Raw genomic sequence first — 16,811 nt, 5'->3', positions numbered from 1 at the left:
GCAACCGCCGGCATGACAGCATTGCACCGGATCGAACAACAAGCGGTGGCCCGGGCGAGTGAGTCGCCGATGCTCGCCCGCACACGGGCCTGGGCGGCGGTGAATAGCGGCACCGGCAATATTGCCGGGCTGGCCGCCGTTGCCGGGATGCTTGCCGACGCCTTCAGCACCCTGCCCGGCACGCTCCGGCTGGTGGATCCGGCCTCGGCCGAGCGCGTGGCGGCCGACGGAAGCGTGGCGCCGGTGGCACATGGGCAGCACCTCCATCTGTCCGTCCGCCCCGGGGCCGAGCGACGGCTGCTGCTGACGGGGCACATGGATACCGTGTATCCCGCCGATCATCCCTTTCAGGCCCTCACCGACGGGCCGGACGGGACGATAAACGGACCGGGCGTCGCCGACATGAAGGGCGGCCTCGCCGTAATGCTGGCCGCGCTGGAGGCGGTGGAAGCGGCGGGGTGCGCGATCGGCTATGATGTGATCATCAACTCCGACGAGGAAACCGGTTCGTTCTCGTCCGCAGCGCTGATCGCGGAAGCAGCGCGCGGGAAGCTCGCCGCGCTCACCTATGAGCCGGCCTTGCCGGACGGCACCCTGGCGGGCGCACGTGGCGGCACCGGCAATTTCTCGATCATCGTGCATGGCCGCTCGGCCCACGCCGGCCGCAACCCGCTGGACGGGCGCAACGCCATCGTCGCGGCCGCTGCCCTCGCCCTGGCGCTGGACCGGGCCAAAGGGCCGCGCCTGTCGGTCAATCCGGCGCGGATCGACGGCGGTGGTCCGAACAACGTCGTGCCGGATCTGGCGGTGCTGCGCGTGAATTTCCGTCCAGCCGATGCAGGCGAGATCACCCGCGCCCGGCTGGCGATCGACAGCGCGGTGGCCGAGATCGCCGCGGCGCATGACGTCCGGATCGAGGTGCATGGCAGCTTCAATCGGCCGCCCAAGCCGATAGATGCGGGAGCGGCGCGGCTGTTCGATCTTGTCGCTGCCGTTGGCGGCGACCTCGGCGTGCCAATCGGTTGGCGCGATACGGGCGGCGTGTGCGACGGCAACAATATTGCCGCCGTTGGCACGCCGGTGATCGACACCATGGGGGTGCGCGGCGGCGCGATCCATTCAGCGGACGAATATCTGATCGTCGACAGTCTCGCCGAGCGGGCGGCACTATCGGCAGTGACCATCCTGCGACTTGCGGAGAACGGCTTGTGACTTTCGTGGTTCGCGCGGCGCGCGACGAGGATCTGGCGCATTTGTATGAGATGGCGAAGCTGACCGGAGGCGGCTTCACCAACCTGCCACCGGATCGCCGCGCGCTGAAGACCAAGCTGGATCGCAGCCACGCGGCCTTTGCCCGCGACGAGGACAGCATTGGCGACGAACTGTTCGTGCTGATCCTGGAGAATACGGCCACTGGCGAGGTGCGCGGCACATGCCAGATCTTCACCCAGGTGGGCCAGCGGCACCCGTTCTACAGCTATCGCATCAGCATGCTGACGCAGCACAGCCGCGAGCTGGACCGCACGTTCCGGGCGGAAATGCTGTCGCTGACCACCGACCTGGAAGGCTCCAGCGAGGTGGGCGGCCTGTTCCTGCATCCCGGCGAACGTGCGGGCGGGCTCGGGCTGCTGCTGGCGCGCAGCCGCTACCTGTTCATCAAGGCGCACCGCCAGCGGTTCGGCGGCCGCATCCTGGCGGAATTGCGCGGGGTGATCGACGAGGCCGGAGGCTCGCCTTTCTGGGACGGGCTGGCGGGGCGCTTCTTCGGCATGAACTTCCAGGATGCCGACGCCTTCAACGCCATCAACGGGCACCAGTTCATCGCCGATCTGATGCCCAAGCATCCCATCTATACCGCCATGCTGTCAGAAACGGCGCGCGCGGCGATCGGCTTGCCCCACCCCTCCGGACGCGCGGCGATGCGGATGCTAGAGAATGAAGGCTTTGCGTTCGAGAAGTATATCGACATCTTTGATGGTGGACCCACGATGACGGCGCGGATCGACACGGTACGGTCGATCCGCGAGGCACGCGAAGCGCGGATCGTGGCGGTCGATCGGGATGGCGGCACCGAAGCACTGGTGGCGCACGGGCGCTTGTCTGACTTCCGCTGCGCCTATGGTGACGTTCGCGCTGTCGGTGACGACGTGGTGATCAATGAGGAATGCGCCGCCGCGATCCAGGCCGGCGAGGAATCGCGCGTGCTGCACGTCGCGCGGATCTGATTGCGATGCCCCGGTGCGCCGAGACACGAGAGAGGTCATGATCCAGGAAATCAACTTCGACGGCATTGTCGGGCCCAGCCACAATTACGCTGGCCTCAGCCCGGGCAATCTGGCGGCCACGCGCAATGCCGGCGCTACCGCGCATCCTCGTGCCGCGGCCTTGCAGGGCATCGCCAAGATGCGCGCCAATTTGGCGCTCGGGCTGGCGCAGGGTATCCTGCTGCCGCATCCGCGGCCCGATGATGCTTGGCTTGCCGCGCTTCACACCGATTATGTCGCGGCGCCCGCGCACCTGAAGGCACGGGCGTTTTCCGCCTCGCCGATGTGGGCGGCCAATGCGGCCACGGTGTCCCCTGCCCCCGATACCGCGGACGGGCACTGCCACCTGACCGTCGCCAATCTTGTCACCATGCCGCACCGCAGCCACGAATGGCCGGTCACGCTGGCACAGTTGCGGCTGGCGTTCGCGCATGAGCGCTTCGCCGTTCACCCGCCCATCCCCGCACCGTTCGGCGACGAGGGCGCGGCGAACCACATGCGGCTGTGCGCGGGTCATGACACGCCGGGGATCGAAGTGTTCGTTTATGGTGAGGCGGGCGGGCCTTTCCCGGCCCGGCAACATCGCGAAGCCTCCGAAGCGGTCGCCCGCGCCCACCGCCTCTCTCCCGCGCGCACCTTGTTCGTGCAGCAATCAGCGGAGGCGATCGCGGCAGGCGCCTTTCACAACGATGTGGTCGCCGTCGCGAACGAGCGCATCCTGTTCGCGCACGAGCTGGCCTTTGCGGACCGCGACGCCTTTTATGCCGACCTCCGTCGCCTGCTGCCGGAGGTGGAGATCGTCGAGGTGCCGGCCGGCCGCGTCAGCCTGGCCGATGCGATCCAATCGTACCTGTTCAATGCCCAGCTTGTCACCGCGGCTTCGGGCGCGCAGACCCTTATCGTGCCGGCGGAGGCACGGGAGAGTGAACCGGTTTGGTCGTGGCTGCAGGATCACCTGGCCGGGAGAGGCCCGATCCGCGCGGTCGAGGTGGTGGACGTGCGCGAATCCATGGCTAACGGCGGCGGGCCGGCTTGCTTGCGGCTACGTGTCGCCTGTGATCCGGCGCTGGTGGATCCGCGTTTCCTCGTCGATCACGCAAAGCTGGACCGGATAGCGGATGTGATCGCAACCTATTGGCCGGAGGCGATTGCCTTTGACGCGATCGGCGATCCTGCTCTGGTGGCGCAGGTGGGCCGCGCGCATGACGCCCTCCTCGCAGCGCTCGATCTTGTCGGATTGATTAACAGTTGAGCGCGATCGCAAACGGCTAAGTGGCGGAAAACCGCTACTGGCGCGCGACTTGCTTAGTTAACGATATGTTTACCAAGATCGCACGCCTGTTCACCATCAAGACCAAGTTCGAAGCGTTCATGGTGATCTATGGCCTGGGGCTCGGCGCGACAGAACGCGGCGTGCACTACGTGCGCGACTATCCCGGGATGGGCGGCTGGCTGCTCTTTTCGCTATGTCCGATCGCCGTCTTCATGGCCGGCGGGCGGATCCTGGAGTCGGTCGAGCGGAACAGCGAGTAACGCCGCCGGCGCAAAGCGGCCTCGTGACAGGAGCGATGCGTACAAATCGGCCTTGAAGCGTCAGGGGCGCGTGATCCGGTATGTCACCGACTGGCGCCGCGGATCATCGGCGGCGAAGAGCGGGTGCTCGAAATCCATTTCGGGCATGTAAAGCATGCCGAGCCGCTCCATCAGCAAGCGGCTCTTGGTGTTGCTGTGTGCGGTGATGGCGACGATGGCGTTGTCGGGGCGGTTCTGCCACCCCCAAGCGATCGCTGCCGCTGCCGCCTCTCGCGCATAGCCCGCACCCCAGAACGGAACGGCCAGCATCCAGCCGATCTCCAGCATCCCGGCAATCGGGGTGTCCGGTGCACCGGGCTTGAGCCCACAGAAGCCGATGGTGGTCGCGCTCGACCGTAGCACCACCGCGCGAAAGCCGAGCGGCGCGTAGGACGCGTGGCGGGCAAGCGCCATGTCGCTTTCCTCTGCGCTCTTCACTGGCCCAAGATCGGCCATGACGGCGGGATCGGCCCACATGGCATGAAGCGGTAGGCGATCCTCCGGCTGCGGCGCCCGCAGCACCAGACGATCGGTTTCGATCATTGGCGCCGCGCTGGCGGCGTCGATCATTGGCCGAGCAGGCGCGCGGCATGCACCGCATGGTAGGTGAGCACGCCCGAACAGCCGGCGCGCTTGAACGCGGTAAGCGTCTCCAGCACCATGGCATCACGATCGGCCGCGCCGGCCGCCACCGCGGTCTCGATCATCGCATATTCGCCGGACACCTGGTATGCGAACACCGGCACCTCGAACCGCTCCTTCACGCGCCGCGCTATGTCGAGATAAGGCAGGCCCGGCTTCACCATCACGCTGTCCGCGCCCTCGGCGAGATCGAGCGCGACCTCGCGGAGTGCCTCCTCCGCATTGCCATAGTCCATCTGGTAGGTCTTCTTGTCGCCCTTCAGCAGGCCGCGGCTGCCCACCGCGTCGCGGAACGGACCGTAGAAGGCGCTCGCGTATTTTGCGGCATAGGCCATGATCTGGACGTTGTGGTGGCCGGCGGACTCCAGCGCGGCCCGGATGGTGCCGATGCGGCCGTCCATCATGTCGGACGGGGCAACGATATCGGCGCCGGCGGCGGCCTGGTTCAGCGATTGGCCGACCAGCACCTCGGCCGTTGCATCGTTGAGCACATAGCCGTTTTCATCGACCAGCCCGTCGTGGCCGTGCGCAGTATAGGGATCGAGTGCAACATCGGTGAGGATGCCGATGCCGGGGACGGCGTGCTTGATGGCGCGAATGGCGCGGCACATCAGATTGTCCGGGTTCAGCGCCTCTTCGCCGCGATCGCTGCGCAGGTGCGCCGGCGTATTGGGGAAGAGTGCGAGGCACGGAATGCCGAGCGCATGGGCCTCCTTGGCACACGCGACGATGAGATCGACCGACCAGCGCGACACGCCCGGCAGGCTCGCGATCGGCTCCTCGACGCCCTGGCCATCGGCGATGAACAGCGGCCAGATCAGATCGGCCGGGGTCAGCGTGGTTTCGCGATGCAAGCGCCGGCTCCACTCAGCGGCACGGGTTCGACGCAGGCGCAAGGCGGGGAAGGAGGCAGTCATGGCCGTGCTGTGCGCCGGTCGTCTTACGCGCGCAAGCGTTACGGGGGCGAATTCATCGCTTCGCGCGTTGGGGGCCGCATGAGCGAGATCCGATCGGCTGCGTTGATCGTCAATGCGAAGTCACGCAAGGGGCAGAAGCTGTTCCAGCACGCTTGCGAGCGACTGGAGAAGCTGCCGTTTTCGCTGGACGCTCACGCGGTGCAGAAGCCCAAGCACCTGGAGCGCACGGTAAAGCGCGCCTTGGCGAAAAAGCCCGACCTCGTGATCCTGGGCGGCGGCGACGGCACCGTCAGCGGGCTGGTCGACCTTCTCGTCGGGCATGACGCGATCCTCGGCGTCCTGCCGCTCGGCACCGCCAACAGCTTCGCGCGGACGCTTGGCCTGCCGCTGGACATCGACGGGGCGATCAACGTGCTGGCGAACGGCGTGCCCAAGCGGATCGACCTTGGCATGATCGATGGCGATTACTTCGCCAATTGCGCCGCGATGGGCTTGTCGCCGCAGATCGCCGAAACGGTGCCGCACAACCTCAAGAAGGTGTTGGGGCGGGTCGGCTATCTCGGCTGGGCGGGGCTCCAGTATCTGCGCTTCCGACCTTTCATCCTTACCGTCGACGACGGGACGCAGGAGAAGAGGATGCGCGTGGTGGAGGTGCGCATCTCCAATGGGCCATATCACGGCGGCACCTGGCTGGTGGACGAGGCCAAGGTGGATTCAGGCCAGATCGTGGTGCAGGCGGTGACCGCCCGCTACCGCCGCACGCTGCTGAAGAACTGGTTCGCCAACATCTTCGGCTTGTCGGCGCGGCACCATGACACGATCACCTTTTCGGGCAGCGACCTGAAGATCGATACCCGCCCCAAACTGCCAATCTCGATCGACGGCGAGGTGCTGGCGCACACGCCGGTTCGGGCGCGGATCGCGCCCGGCGTCATCCGCGTGATGGTGCCGCGCGAGGTGGACGATCAAACCGGTCTAAGCTGACGATCACGCCGCCGGCTTCAGCGTGCCGGCAGGCTCGATATCGGCGTGGCTGCGCTCCTCGCAATGCTCCTCCGGGACGAGCAATCCGCCTTCCCGCCAGCGGCCGAAGCGATAGTATAGCGCCGCCAGCAGCGCATTGGCGGCCGACCCCACCGGAAAGCTCCACCAAAGCGCGTCCGATCCGATGATCGGGAGCAGGGCATAAGCGACGCCCAGGCGAACGGGGAACATGGCAACCGTCATGATCAGCAGCGGACCCCAAACGGCGCCGTTCGCGCGAATCACGCCGAACAGCACCATGGTCGCGCCGAACATGATAAAGCCCCAGGTCGCGAGCAGATTGATATGCTGGGCGATCGGCACGACGGGGCTGCCACCGGGAATGAACAGGCCGATGATCACCCGGTCGAGCAGCAGCACCAGTGCCACCGTCGCGCCGGTGATAAGGACGTTGTAGACGATACCGGCACGCGTGATGCGCGCGACGCGATCCCAGCGCCCTGCACCGATATTCTGCGCGGCCATCGCCGAAACGGCTGCGCCGATCGCCATCGCCGGCATCTGCACATAGCCCCAGAGCTGCTGGACGATGCCATAAGCGGCCACCGTGTCGATGCCGTTGCGATTGACCAATCCGACCATCGCCAGCGCCGACACCGACAGGACCAGCATCTGCGCGCCGATCGGCACGCCCTTGCTGACGATGGTGCGCACCAGCGTGCGTTCCGGAAGAATGTAGCGGATCTCCGCGCCCTTCAGGCGAAGCGGCAGGTCGCGCCACCGGATCCAGGCGACCAGGGCGCCAAGCGCGACGATGTTCGCGATCAGCGTGGCGGTGGCGGAGCCGGCGATGCCCATGCGGGGGAACGGCCCCATGCCGGCGATCAGCAGCGGGTTCATTACCGCGTCCACCAGCACCGCCAGCCCCATGAACCACAAGGGCGTGACCGAATCGCCAGTCCCCCGCAGCCCCATGAACATGAGCACGAGCAGCATGGACGGTGGCAGCGCCAGGAAGATGACGCGCAGGTAATCGAGCGCGGGCTCGAACGCGTCGGGCGGGGTGGCGAGGATCGTGAGGATCTGCGGCGCTAAGATCCAGCCGAGCGTGCCGACGATGATCGATCCGGCCAGTACAAGGCCGATCGCCGAGCCGAATGCGCGCCGGGCGGCATCCACGTCGCGCCGGCCCCAACTCTGGCCGACGATGATGGTCGCCGCCATGCCGAAGCCGAACACTGCGCCGAACATCAGGAACATGATGATGTTGGCATTCGAGGTGGCGGCGAGCGCGCCTTCGCCCAGGAAGCGACCTACCCAGATCGTGTTGATCGAGCCATTCAGCGATTGCAGGACATTGGACGCGAGCGTCGGGAGCGCGAACATGAGCAGCGCCGAACCGATCGGCCCGGTGGTGAGATCCCGCTGCCCAGCACGGCCGTGCGCATGGGAAACCGGTTCGTCCATGTCGCCCCCTTCCTAAGCTGTTGCGCCGGTTTGTTGCCGGTCCTGGAGCGTCCATGCGGCACCGACCATCAGGTCACAAGCAGCTTTCACCGCGCGCGGCCCTGCCGCTTGTTGGCGCGAATGTTGAGAAAGTTGAGACAGTCGCGGGGTATCTCTCAACATTGGCGGGTGATCCTTGCAGCACCGGTTCGCCGTGCCACGAAAGCGATGCCGTAGGACAGCGCGCCGGCTGATACTCCCGCCAAAGCAGGGGGGGGCGCGGCTGAACGAGGCGGCGCGAGCGCCGGCCTTCAGCTTACGATGGGAGCCACGCCCAGCCGGGGGATATCGATCGCCGGGCAGCGATCCATCACCACCTTCAGGCCCGCCGCCTCCGCACGCGCCGCCGCCTGCTGATCGATGACGCCCTGCTGCATCCAGACCGATTTGGCGCCGGCTGCGATCGCTTCGTCCACCGCCTCGCCCGCAGCCTCCGAACGGCGGAAGATATCCACCATGTCGATCGGCTCGCCGATCTGCGACAGCTCACGGAAGACATATTCACCATGGACATGTTCGCCGGTGATCTGCGGATTGACCGGGATCACGCGATAGCCGTGCGCCTGCAGCGTGCGCATCACATTGTAGCTGGGCCGACCCGGCCGATCGGAAGCGCCGACCAGCGCGATGGTGCGGGTTTCCTCAAGCAGCGCCTTGATATCGGCATCGGCGGTCAGCGGCATGGAGATTGGCCTTTCGACATTGGTCCGCCCGTGCCGCAGCCTGATGCATACGGCACGACCGGTCCCATGCTAACGCGCACCGCCTCCGCCGGTTTCCAGCCACGAAGCGACCGCGCCCGCCAGCGGGCGGAACACCGTGTCGCCCGGCTCCGCCGCCGGAGGACGGCCCGCATCGGACGCGGTGCGGATCGCGATGGTGAGCGGCACGCGGCCCAGGAACGGCACGCCAAGTTCGCGCGCGGCAGCCTCGGCACCACCGCGGCCGAACGGATCGGACACCTCGCCGCAATGCGGGCAGGCATAGCCCGCCATATTCTCGACCAGCCCGATGATCGGGATGCCGGCCTTGTTGAACAGATCAATCGCGCGGGTGGCGTCGATCAGCGCCAGATCCTGCGGGGTCGAGACAATAACCGCGCCGGCCGGGCGATATTTCTGGATCATCGTCAGCTGCACGTCGCCGGTGCCGGGCGGCAGATCGAGCACCAACGTGTCGGCCGCGCCCCAATCGGCCTCGACCAGCTGGCCAAGCGCGCCGGCCGCCATGGGGCCGCGCCACGCGATCGCCTTGCCCGGCTCGATCAGCTGCCCCATCGACAGCATCGGCACGCCATAGGGCGTCGGCACGGGCATGAGCACCTTGTCCTTCGCCTCCGGCCGCTGGCCCTCGGCCGCCATCAGCCGCGGCTGCGACGGGCCATAGATGTCGGCATCGACCAGGCCGACCCGCCGCCCAAGCTGGGAAAGCGCGATGGCGAGATTGGCGGCGAGCGTTGATTTGCCCACCCCGCCCTTGCCGCTCGCCACCGCGATCAATTTGCGGTTGCTCCGCTCGGCCGTGACGACCACGCGCGCGTTCGGCCCGGCGGCCATGCGGACCGCCGCTTCCATCGCATCGCGCGCCTTTGCATCAAGCCCCGTGGCGTCCACCACCACGCCGACCCGCTCGCCATCGATCCGCACCGTTGCCCGGTCGCCAGCCACTGCGGCGACCGCTTGCTTCACATCATTCTCGTCCATGGCAACAAGTCGTTACGCCGTTCAGCCCGGAGGGGCACTGTTTTTCGGAACGAGGAACCCTATAAAGACTGTCATGACCATCCTGCCGCAGTGGCTGCGCCGACCTTCGATCCTGATGAACGACTCCTCCAACGGGCCATGGGGCAATGGCGGCAGTGGTGAGGACAATAGCGGCGCGCCGCGCAATCCGTGGGCGGTGCCCCCGGGCGGCCGCAAGGGCACGCCCAAGCCGACCGCGCTGGACGAATTCCTGAAAAAAGCGCGGGGCGGTGGCTCGGGCGGCGGTGGCGGCAGCGGCCCGCAGCTGCCGCTGGGCGCCAATGCGCGCAATCTGTGGCTGATCGGCGTGGCGGTGGTGGTCGCCATATGGCTGATCTTCACCGCGGTGCATCAGATCGGCCCGCAGCAGCGCGGCGTGGTGACCTTCCTCGGCCGCTATTCCGGCATGCTCGAGCCCGGCATCCGAGTGACGCTGCCGGCGCCGCTGGTGGCGGTGCAGAAGGTGGACGTGGAGGCCGTGCGGGTCGATGAATTTCCGCGCGACGGCAGCGAAAGCGTGCTGACCGGCGACCAGAACATCATCGATCTCGCCTATACGGTGCGCTGGCGCGTCGAAAGCCCGCGCCAGTTCGTGTTCGAGATCAGGGATCCGACCGAGACGGTTCGCGCCACGGCCGAAAGCGCGATGCGCGCGGTGCTGGCAACGACGACGCTGAACCAGGCGATCGGCGCAGGCCGGACCGACATCGAAACGCGCGTTGCCCAGACGATGCAGCAGATCCTGAACGATTATAAGGCGGGCGTTCGCGTGCAGGGCGTCTCCATCCGCCAGGCGGCGGCTCCGGCGAGCCTGATCGACGATTTCAACGCCGTCACTGCGGCCCAGCAGGAAGCGGTGGCCAACCTCAACAATGCGCGCAGCTATTCGCAGCAAGTGATCGCGCGGGCGCAGGGCGAGGCCGCGGCCTTTGACAAGGCATATGAGCAGTATCGCCTGGCTCCCGAAGTGACCCGCCGCCGCATGTATTACGAGACCATGGAGGCCGTGCTGGCCAAGACCGACAAGACCATTGTTGAAACACCGGGCGTCGCCCCCTTCCTGCCGCTGGACCGCGCGCGCAAGCTCCAGGAGCCGCAGGTCGAAGCCGCCCCGGCACCGGGAGGCGCACGATGAGCGCGCTCACCCGCAATCCCGTGGCGATCGGCTTTGCCGCCCTGGGCGCCGTGATCGTCGCCGCGGCCACCTTCGCGATCGTGCCGGAAACCAAGCAGGCCGTCGTGCTGCGGCTGAACAAGCCTGTCGGCGAGCCGGTGAACCAATATGAACCCGGGCAGGTCATCGGCCAGACGGGCGCGGGCCTCGTGGCGCGCATCCCGTTCATCGACAAGATCGTGTGGGTCGACAAGCGCGTGCTGGATGCCGATCTCGACAACACGCTGGTGCTGTCGACCGATCAGCTGCGCCTGAACGTCGACGCCTTTGCGCGTTTCCGCATCGTCGATCCGCTGCGCGCGATTACCTCCACCGGCAGCACCTCCAACACCGAGGAGCGCGTGGCGGACCAGCTGCGCCCGCTGCTCGGCACCGCGCTGCGCAACGAATTGGGCAAGGTGCCGTTCGCAGTGCTGCTGAGCCCGGAACGCGGCCGGGTGATGGATGCGATCCAGGCCTCGTTGCAGCGCGACGCGCAGCAATATGGCGCGACCATCGTCGACGTGCGCATCAAGCATGCCGACCTTCCGGAAGGCAGCCCGTTGGACAGCGCGTTGCAGCGCATGCGCACCGCGCGTCAGCAGGAAGCGAACACGATCCGTGCACAAGGGCAGAAGCAGGCGCAGATCGTGCGCGCGGAAGCCGATGCGACCGCCTCGCGCGTGTACGCCGAAGCGTTCAGCAAGGACGCGAGCTTTTATGATTTCTACCGCGCCATGCAATCCTACCGGCATACGTTCGGGGCCGATGGCGGCCCGCGGCCGGAAGGTTCGACCAGCATTATCATGAGCCGTGACAATGCCTATCTGAAGGAATTCAGCGGCCGATAAGCCGGCAACGGGAAAGCGGCCGGTTCGTTGAGCATTCAAATGCCGTTCATCGACCTGGCGGCACAATCCAGCGGTTAGGCCCGATTAGGCCAAACGAGAGGAACATGACGATCGTGCGTTACGCCTACGCCCTCACTGGTGCCTTACTCCTCGGCGGCACCGCCGCTTCGCTTGCGTTGCAGAATCCGGCAACCGCGCAGAGCGCGCAGAACGAGCCGGGATCGATCCAGGCCACCGCGCCGCGCGTCGGTGCGCCGATGAGCTTTGCCGACATGGTGGCGAAGCTTCAGCCGGCCGTGGTCAACATCTCCACCGACCAGCGCGTCACCGTGGCGCAGCCGGCCAACCCGTTTGCCGGCACGCCGTTTGCCGAGCTGTTCGGCCAGTTCGGCGGCCGGGGCGGGCAGAACGGCGCGCCCGTGACGCGCGAGGCGCAGTCGCTGGGGTCCGGCTTCATCATTTCGCCCGACGGCTATGTGGTGACGAACAATCACGTGGTGGCGCCGGGCAATAGCCGCGCCACCGTGGAGGCGATCCGCGTCACCCTGCCGGATCGCAAGGAATATGTCGCGAAGCTCGTCGGCCGCGATGCGGCCTCCGACCTCGCCCTGCTCAAGATCGACGCCCCCACCCAGCTGCCGTACGTGCGCTTCGGCGATTCGGCGCGCGCGCGGGTCGGTGATTGGGTGGTCGCGATCGGCAATCCGTTCGGCCTTGGCGGCACGGTGACGGCGGGCATCGTCTCGGCGGTGCACCGCGTAACGGGCCAGGGCGGCGCGAACGACCGCTTCATCCAGACCGACGCCTCGATCAACCAGGGCAATTCGGGCGGCCCGATGTTCAACCTGAACGGCGAAGTGATCGGCATCAACAGCCAGATCTTCTCGCAATCGGGCGGCAACATCGGCATCGGCTTCGCCATTCCGGCCGAGGACGCCAAGCCGATCATCGACACGCTGATGAAGGGCAAGCCCGTCCAGCGCGGCTATATCGGCGTCAGCATCCAGCGCCTGACCGACGACATTGCCGCGGCGCTCAACCTGCCAAAGAATTCGGGCGAGATCATCGCCCGTGCCGAGCCGGGTGGCCCGGCCGCGAAGGCCGGCTTGCGCGCTGGTGACGTCGTGACGCGGGTCAACGGCACGCAGGTGACGCCGGACACGACGCTGTCGTATCTGGTCGCCAACGTGCCGCCGGGGCAGCAGGCGCGGCTTGACGTTATCCGCGACGGGCGCCCGACGACCGTGACGGTGACGACCACCGTGCGGCCGGCGGAAGAGCAGCTCGCTCAGCAGCTTGGCGAGGACGACAGCTTCGGCGAAGATAGCGAGACGACCACCCCGACGCCGGGCGGCGCCAATGGCATCGGCGTCACCGTTCAGCCGCTCACCCCGGCGATCGCGCGCCAGGTGGGTGTCGATTCGACGGTGCAGGGCGTCGTGGTCAGCGCCGTGGACGCGTCCAGCGATGCCGGCCAGAAGCTGCGTCGCGGCGACGTGATCGTCTCGGTCAACTCCGCACCGACCCGTACGGCGGCGGACGTCGCCCGGGCCGTGCAGGCAGCCAAGGCCGCGGGGCGCCCGCAGGTTCTGCTGTCGGTGGTGCGCGGGCGCAACCCACCGGCCTTTATCGCGGTGCGCGTCAAGTAAGCAGCGGACCTTCCGCGATCTCGAGGGGCCTCGCACCGATGTGCGGGGCCCTTTGTTTTTCAGGGCAGGTTTTGCGCAGGCGGGCGCTGCTCGACTTGATTGCCGCGGACGGACTAGGAACGGGCGGTAACGCGTGCGAGGCGACGTGAGCGAGAGCATCTTCATCGGCGCGGGCGAAGGCGGCGCCGATCCGCAGCGCCTGAACCTTCGCCTGGCGAACCGGCACGGCCTGATCGCCGGGGCAACGGGCACCGGCAAGACGGTGACGGTGCAGGGCATCATCGAAGGACTTTCCGCAGCCGGCGTTCCGTGTTTCGTCGCCGACGTGAAGGGCGATCTTGCCGGGCTCGCCATGCCAGGCTCCCCGCTCGCCAAGATGCATACGGCCTTTGCCGCGCGGGCCGAGACGATCGGGCTAGACTGGAGATATCGCGACACGCCCGTTCAGCTGTGGGACCTTTACGGCGAGCAGGGTCATCCGATCCGCACCACCGTGTCAGAGGTCGGCCCGCTGCTGCTGGCGCGGCTCCTGGGGCTGAACGCCGTGCAGGAAGGCGTGCTGACGATCGTCTTTCATGTGGCCGACCAAGACGGTCTGCTGCTGCTGGATCTCGATGATCTGCAGGCGATGCTGGTGCATTGCGCGGAACGGGCGAGCGAGCTCACCAACAGCTACGGCCATGTGTCCAAGGCGTCGGTGGGCGCCATCCAGCGGGCGCTGCTTCAGCTGCGCAGCCAGGGCGGCGCGCGCTTCTTCGGCGAGCCTGCACTGAATCTCTCCGACTTCCTCCAGGCTGACGATAGCGGGCGCGGGATCGTCAACATTCTCGCCGCGGACCGCCTGATGGCCGCGCCCAAGCTCTACGCCACGTTCCTGCTGTGGCTGTTGTCCGAATTGTTCGAGACGCTGCCCGAGATCGGCGATCCGGACCGGCCGATCCTGTGCTTCTTCTTCGACGAAGCGCATCTGCTGTTCGATGACGCCCCCGCGGCACTGGTCGACAAGATCGAACAGGTTGTGCGGCTGATCCGATCCAAGGGCGTGGGCGTGTATTTCATCACGCAAAACCCCATCGACATCCCCGATGCAATTGCCGGCCAGCTCAACAACCGCATCCAGCACAAGCTCAACGCCTTTACCCCGCGGGATCAGGCGGCGGTGCGAAGCGCCGCGACCACGTTCCGGGCGAGCCCCGGCGTCGATGTCGCCGCCGCGATCACCGAATTGAAGATCGGCGAGGCGCTGGTGTCGTTGCTCCAGCCCGACGGCGCGCCCTCCCCTGTCACGCGCTGCCTCGTTCGCCCGCCGGCCAGCCGGGTCGGCCCGCTCACCGCAGAGGAGCGCGCCGTCCTGCTGGCGACCGACGCCATTGGCGCCAAGTACGACCAAGCGGTGGACCGCGAATCAGCGGCGGAACTGCTGGCCGCGCGCGCCGCGGCGGGGGCGGAGGAACGCGCACAGGCAGCCGGGGGCCAAGCCGCTGACGCGCGCGAAAAGGCGGACGCGAAGGCGACGCGTGCCGCCGAGCGGGAACAGGCCGCCTCGCCGTGGAACCAGGCCATTGCGTCGGCGACCCGCGCCGGCGGCTCCTCGATCGGGCGGCAGGTGGCGAACGAATTGGGCAAGCAAGTGTTCGGATCGCGTCGGGGCAAGGCCGGCGGCGGGCTGATGGGAACGATCGTACGCGGTGTGCTGGGCGGGCTGCTGCGCGGCCGATGAGGCGACCGGCGGGCGACGCCGCAACTGGAACACCTCGTTGCAATCGCAACAACTGCTTTGGTCTGGCGGATTTGCGCGCTAGGCTCGCCCGTTAGGGGGCTTGGTTCCCCGAAAAACGTATCACTGGGGAGCGTATTCTTGCCCATCATTCCCACGATCGCATTCGGCTTTCTTGCGATCCTGTTGGCCGGCGGTGTCGCCGGCGTCGTCAAGAAAGGCCCGGAGTTCCTCGGCCATCCCAAGGGGCTCTACGTCCTGTTCTTTGCCGAAATGTGGGAGCGCTTCTCCTACTATGGCATGCGCGCGCTGCTGATCTTCTACCTGACGAAGCATTGGCTGTTCGATGACGGCAAGTCGAACCTGATCTACGGCGCTTATACCAGCCTGGTGTACATCACCCCTGTGCTCGGCGGCTATCTCGCCGATCGCTTCCTGGGGCAGCGCAAGGCGGTGACGTTCGGCGCGGTGATGCTGACGCTCGGCCACCTTCTCATGGCGGTGGGAGGCGAAGGCGGCCAGGGATCGGCCGCGATCAACATCTTCTGGCTGGCGCTGGCCTTCATCATCGTCGGCACCGGCTTCCTGAAGGCGAATATCTCAGTGATCGTGGGACAGCTTTACCCGCTCACTGATCCGCGCCGCGATGGTGCGTACACGATCTTCTACATCGGGATTAACACCGGCGCCGCGATCGGCACGATCATGGCCGGCTGGCTGGGCGAAACTTATGGCTGGAGCTATGGCTTTGGCGCGGCCGGCGTCGGCATGCTGCTGGGCCTCGTGGTGTTCATCCTGGGCAAGCCGCTGTTGCTGGGGAAGGGCGAGGCGCCGCGGCCGCTCGCCGCGCGCACGGAATGGTCGCTGTACGGCGTAGGCCTTGCCTCTGTCGGGGTGATCTGGGCGCTGGTGCAATATCAGGATGTTATTCAGACGCTGCTGATCGTCTCGGGCATCGCGATGCTCGGCTATGTGCTCTTCGAAAGCTTCAAGCTGGAGCCGCATGCCCGCGATCGGATGTTCGCCGTGCTGTTCCTCATCGCGCTGAACCCGGTGTTCTGGGGCCTGTTCGAACAGGCCGGCGGCAGCCTGAACCTCTACACCGATCGCTTTGTCGATCGCGGCGATGTGCCGGCCTCACTGTTCCAGTCAATCAACCCGATCTACATCGTGTTGCTCGGCCCGATCTTTGCGGCGCTTTGGGTCTTCCTTGGCAAGCGCGGGCTGGAGCCGTCGGCGCCGGCAAAGTTCGGCCTTGCGCTCGCGCAGGTCGGCCTTTCGTTCCTCGTCTTCGTGTGGGGCGCGCAGAGCGTCGGCCTGGAAGTCGCGACGCCGGTGTTCTTCGTTTTCGCGATCTACTTCCTGCAGACCACCGGCGAGCTTTGCCTCTCCCCCGTGGGCCTCAGCGCGATGAACCGGCTGGCGCCCAAACACCTCGCCAGCCTGATCATGGGCGCATGGTTCTACATGACGGCGGTGGGCAATTTCGTCGCGGGCAAGATTGGCGAGGCGACCGGCGGTGAAAGCGGCGAGATGACCAAGGAAGGCACGCTCGCCATTTACTCCACCATCGGCTGGTGGACGATCGGGATCGCCGTGGCGGTGCTGGCGCTCAGCCCGCTGGTGCGTCGCTGGATGCATCTCGATACGCTGCGCGACGATGTCGACCATGCCATGGCCGGCGAAGCGGAACTGGCGGAGCCAAAGGCGGCGGGGCTGAACACTAGCGGGGAGACGCGGCGCTAAGCCCGCTGCCCGCCTGGCATCAATCGGTCGCGCCGGTTCCGGCCGGCGCGACCGATCGGGAAATAGTG

15 protein-coding genes are annotated in these 16,811 nt (G+C 66.8%); 10 read left to right on the top strand and 5 right to left on the bottom strand.

All coding sequences use genetic code 11. The features are described 5' to 3' along the window. Positions 1 to 12 precede the first annotated feature (12 nt). The 4 genes from SPMU_RS08060 to SPMU_RS08045 all read left to right on the top strand — a co-directional run bounded on the left by SPMU_RS08060 (position 13) and on the right by SPMU_RS08045 (position 3,797). On the top strand, positions 13 to 1,212 hold the full coding sequence (locus SPMU_RS08060) for a hydrolase (RefSeq protein ID WP_088333370.1): 1,200 nt from the start codon (positions 13 to 15) through the stop codon (positions 1,210 to 1,212). Beyond that, the gene (locus SPMU_RS08055; RefSeq protein ID WP_088333369.1) at positions 1,209 to 2,225 is read left to right on the top strand and encodes an arginine N-succinyltransferase; all 1,017 of its coding nucleotides are present in this window, start codon (positions 1,209 to 1,211) and stop codon (positions 2,223 to 2,225) included. The genes SPMU_RS08060 and SPMU_RS08055 overlap by 4 nt, the downstream gene beginning before the upstream one ends. 37 nt (positions 2,226 to 2,262) lie before the next feature. Continuing rightward, entirely contained in the window at positions 2,263 to 3,516 is a 1,254-nt protein-coding gene (locus tag SPMU_RS08050; protein WP_088333368.1) for an N-succinylarginine dihydrolase, read from the top strand. 65 nt (positions 3,517 to 3,581) lie between these two features. Beyond that, positions 3,582 to 3,797 (top strand): hypothetical protein, encoded by a 216-nt coding sequence (locus SPMU_RS08045; RefSeq protein WP_088333367.1) that lies wholly within the window; start codon positions 3,582 to 3,584, stop codon positions 3,795 to 3,797. 60 nt (positions 3,798 to 3,857) lie between these two features. On the opposite strand, the gene SPMU_RS08040 is transcribed toward SPMU_RS08045, so the two are convergent. Both SPMU_RS08040 and hemB read right to left on the bottom strand, forming a co-directional pair. Beyond that, on the bottom strand, positions 3,858 to 4,379 hold the full coding sequence (locus tag SPMU_RS08040) for a GNAT family N-acetyltransferase (protein ID WP_088333664.1): 522 nt from the start codon (positions 4,377 to 4,379) through the stop codon (positions 3,858 to 3,860). 23 nt (positions 4,380 to 4,402) lie between these two features. After that, on the bottom strand, positions 4,403 to 5,395 hold the full coding sequence (gene hemB, locus SPMU_RS08035; RefSeq protein ID WP_088333366.1) for a porphobilinogen synthase: 993 nt from the start codon (positions 5,393 to 5,395) through the stop codon (positions 4,403 to 4,405). 78 nt (positions 5,396 to 5,473) lie between these two features. On the opposite strand from hemB, the gene SPMU_RS08030 reads away from it, so the two are divergent. Continuing rightward, a complete protein-coding gene (locus SPMU_RS08030; protein ID WP_088333365.1) occupies positions 5,474 to 6,379 on the top strand; it encodes a diacylglycerol/lipid kinase family protein in 906 nt (301 codons plus the stop codon). A 3-nt stretch (positions 6,380 to 6,382) separates the two neighbouring features. Here the strand turns inward: SPMU_RS08030 and SPMU_RS08025 are convergent, their stop codons facing one another. The 3 genes from SPMU_RS08025 to SPMU_RS08015 all read right to left on the bottom strand — a co-directional run bounded on the left by SPMU_RS08025 (position 6,383) and on the right by SPMU_RS08015 (position 9,588). After that, the gene (locus tag SPMU_RS08025; protein ID WP_088333364.1) at positions 6,383 to 7,846 is read right to left on the bottom strand and encodes an MATE family efflux transporter; all 1,464 of its coding nucleotides are present in this window, start codon (positions 7,844 to 7,846) and stop codon (positions 6,383 to 6,385) included. 290 nt (positions 7,847 to 8,136) lie between these two features. Further along, positions 8,137 to 8,568, bottom strand: a complete 432-nt coding sequence (locus SPMU_RS08020; RefSeq protein ID WP_088333363.1) for a CoA-binding protein — start codon at positions 8,566 to 8,568, stop codon at positions 8,137 to 8,139. A gap of 69 nt (positions 8,569 to 8,637) precedes the next feature. Then, entirely contained in the window at positions 8,638 to 9,588 is a 951-nt protein-coding gene (locus tag SPMU_RS08015) for an Mrp/NBP35 family ATP-binding protein (protein WP_088333362.1), read from the bottom strand. A 73-nt stretch (positions 9,589 to 9,661) separates the two neighbouring features. Here SPMU_RS08015 and hflK point away from each other — a divergent pair, with 73 nt between their 5' ends. From hflK to SPMU_RS07990, 5 genes are all read left to right on the top strand, one after another. Continuing rightward, positions 9,662 to 10,762: a protease modulator HflK gene (hflK, locus tag SPMU_RS08010; RefSeq protein WP_088333361.1), complete on the top strand. Its 1,101-nt coding sequence runs from the start codon at positions 9,662 to 9,664 to the stop codon at positions 10,760 to 10,762. Continuing rightward, a complete protein-coding gene (gene hflC, locus SPMU_RS08005; RefSeq protein WP_088333360.1) occupies positions 10,759 to 11,631 on the top strand; it encodes a protease modulator HflC in 873 nt (290 codons plus the stop codon). The genes hflK and hflC overlap by 4 nt, the downstream gene beginning before the upstream one ends. A gap of 113 nt (positions 11,632 to 11,744) precedes the next feature. Then, positions 11,745 to 13,280, top strand: coding sequence for a Do family serine endopeptidase (locus SPMU_RS08000; protein WP_088333663.1), 1,536 nt, complete (start codon positions 11,745 to 11,747; stop codon positions 13,278 to 13,280). 145 nt (positions 13,281 to 13,425) lie between these two features. Continuing rightward, positions 13,426 to 15,000 (top strand): helicase HerA-like domain-containing protein, encoded by a 1,575-nt coding sequence (locus SPMU_RS07995; protein ID WP_088333662.1) that lies wholly within the window; start codon positions 13,426 to 13,428, stop codon positions 14,998 to 15,000. Positions 15,001 to 15,183: 183 nt separating this feature from the next. Then, complete coding sequence (locus tag SPMU_RS07990; RefSeq protein WP_245833010.1) at positions 15,184 to 16,743, top strand: peptide MFS transporter; 1,560 nt, start codon at positions 15,184 to 15,186, stop codon at positions 16,741 to 16,743. Positions 16,744 to 16,811: the final 68 nt, after the last annotated feature.

This window comes from Sphingomonas mucosissima (assembly GCF_002197665.1).
Lineage (GTDB): Bacteria > Pseudomonadota > Alphaproteobacteria > Sphingomonadales > Sphingomonadaceae > Sphingomonas > Sphingomonas mucosissima.
Note: the sequence above shows the minus strand (reverse complement) of the source record. Positions and strands in the feature narration are given on the sequence as shown.

Excerpts from the sequence above, each read along its gene's own strand:
- SPMU_RS08060 (WP_088333370.1), top strand. The coding sequence starts at position 13 with ATGACAGCATTGCACCGGATCGAACAACAAGCGGTGGCCCGGGCGAGT.
- SPMU_RS08050 (WP_088333368.1), top strand. The coding sequence starts at position 2,263 with ATGATCCAGGAAATCAACTTCGACGGCATTGTCGGGCCCAGCCACAAT.
- SPMU_RS08045 (WP_088333367.1), top strand. The coding sequence starts at position 3,582 with ATGTTTACCAAGATCGCACGCCTGTTCACCATCAAGACCAAGTTCGAA.
- SPMU_RS08040 (WP_088333664.1), bottom strand. The coding sequence starts at position 4,379 with ATGATCGAAACCGATCGTCTGGTGCTGCGGGCGCCGCAGCCGGAGGAT.
- hemB (WP_088333366.1), bottom strand. The coding sequence starts at position 5,395 with ATGACTGCCTCCTTCCCCGCCTTGCGCCTGCGTCGAACCCGTGCCGCT.
- SPMU_RS08030 (WP_088333365.1), top strand. The coding sequence starts at position 5,474 with ATGAGCGAGATCCGATCGGCTGCGTTGATCGTCAATGCGAAGTCACGC.
- SPMU_RS08025 (WP_088333364.1), bottom strand. The coding sequence starts at position 7,846 with ATGGACGAACCGGTTTCCCATGCGCACGGCCGTGCTGGGCAGCGGGAT.
- SPMU_RS08020 (WP_088333363.1), bottom strand. The coding sequence starts at position 8,568 with ATGCCGCTGACCGCCGATGCCGATATCAAGGCGCTGCTTGAGGAAACC.
- SPMU_RS08015 (WP_088333362.1), bottom strand. The coding sequence starts at position 9,588 with ATGGACGAGAATGATGTGAAGCAAGCGGTCGCCGCAGTGGCTGGCGAC.
- hflK (WP_088333361.1), top strand. The coding sequence starts at position 9,662 with ATGACCATCCTGCCGCAGTGGCTGCGCCGACCTTCGATCCTGATGAAC.
- hflC (WP_088333360.1), top strand. The coding sequence starts at position 10,759 with ATGAGCGCGCTCACCCGCAATCCCGTGGCGATCGGCTTTGCCGCCCTG.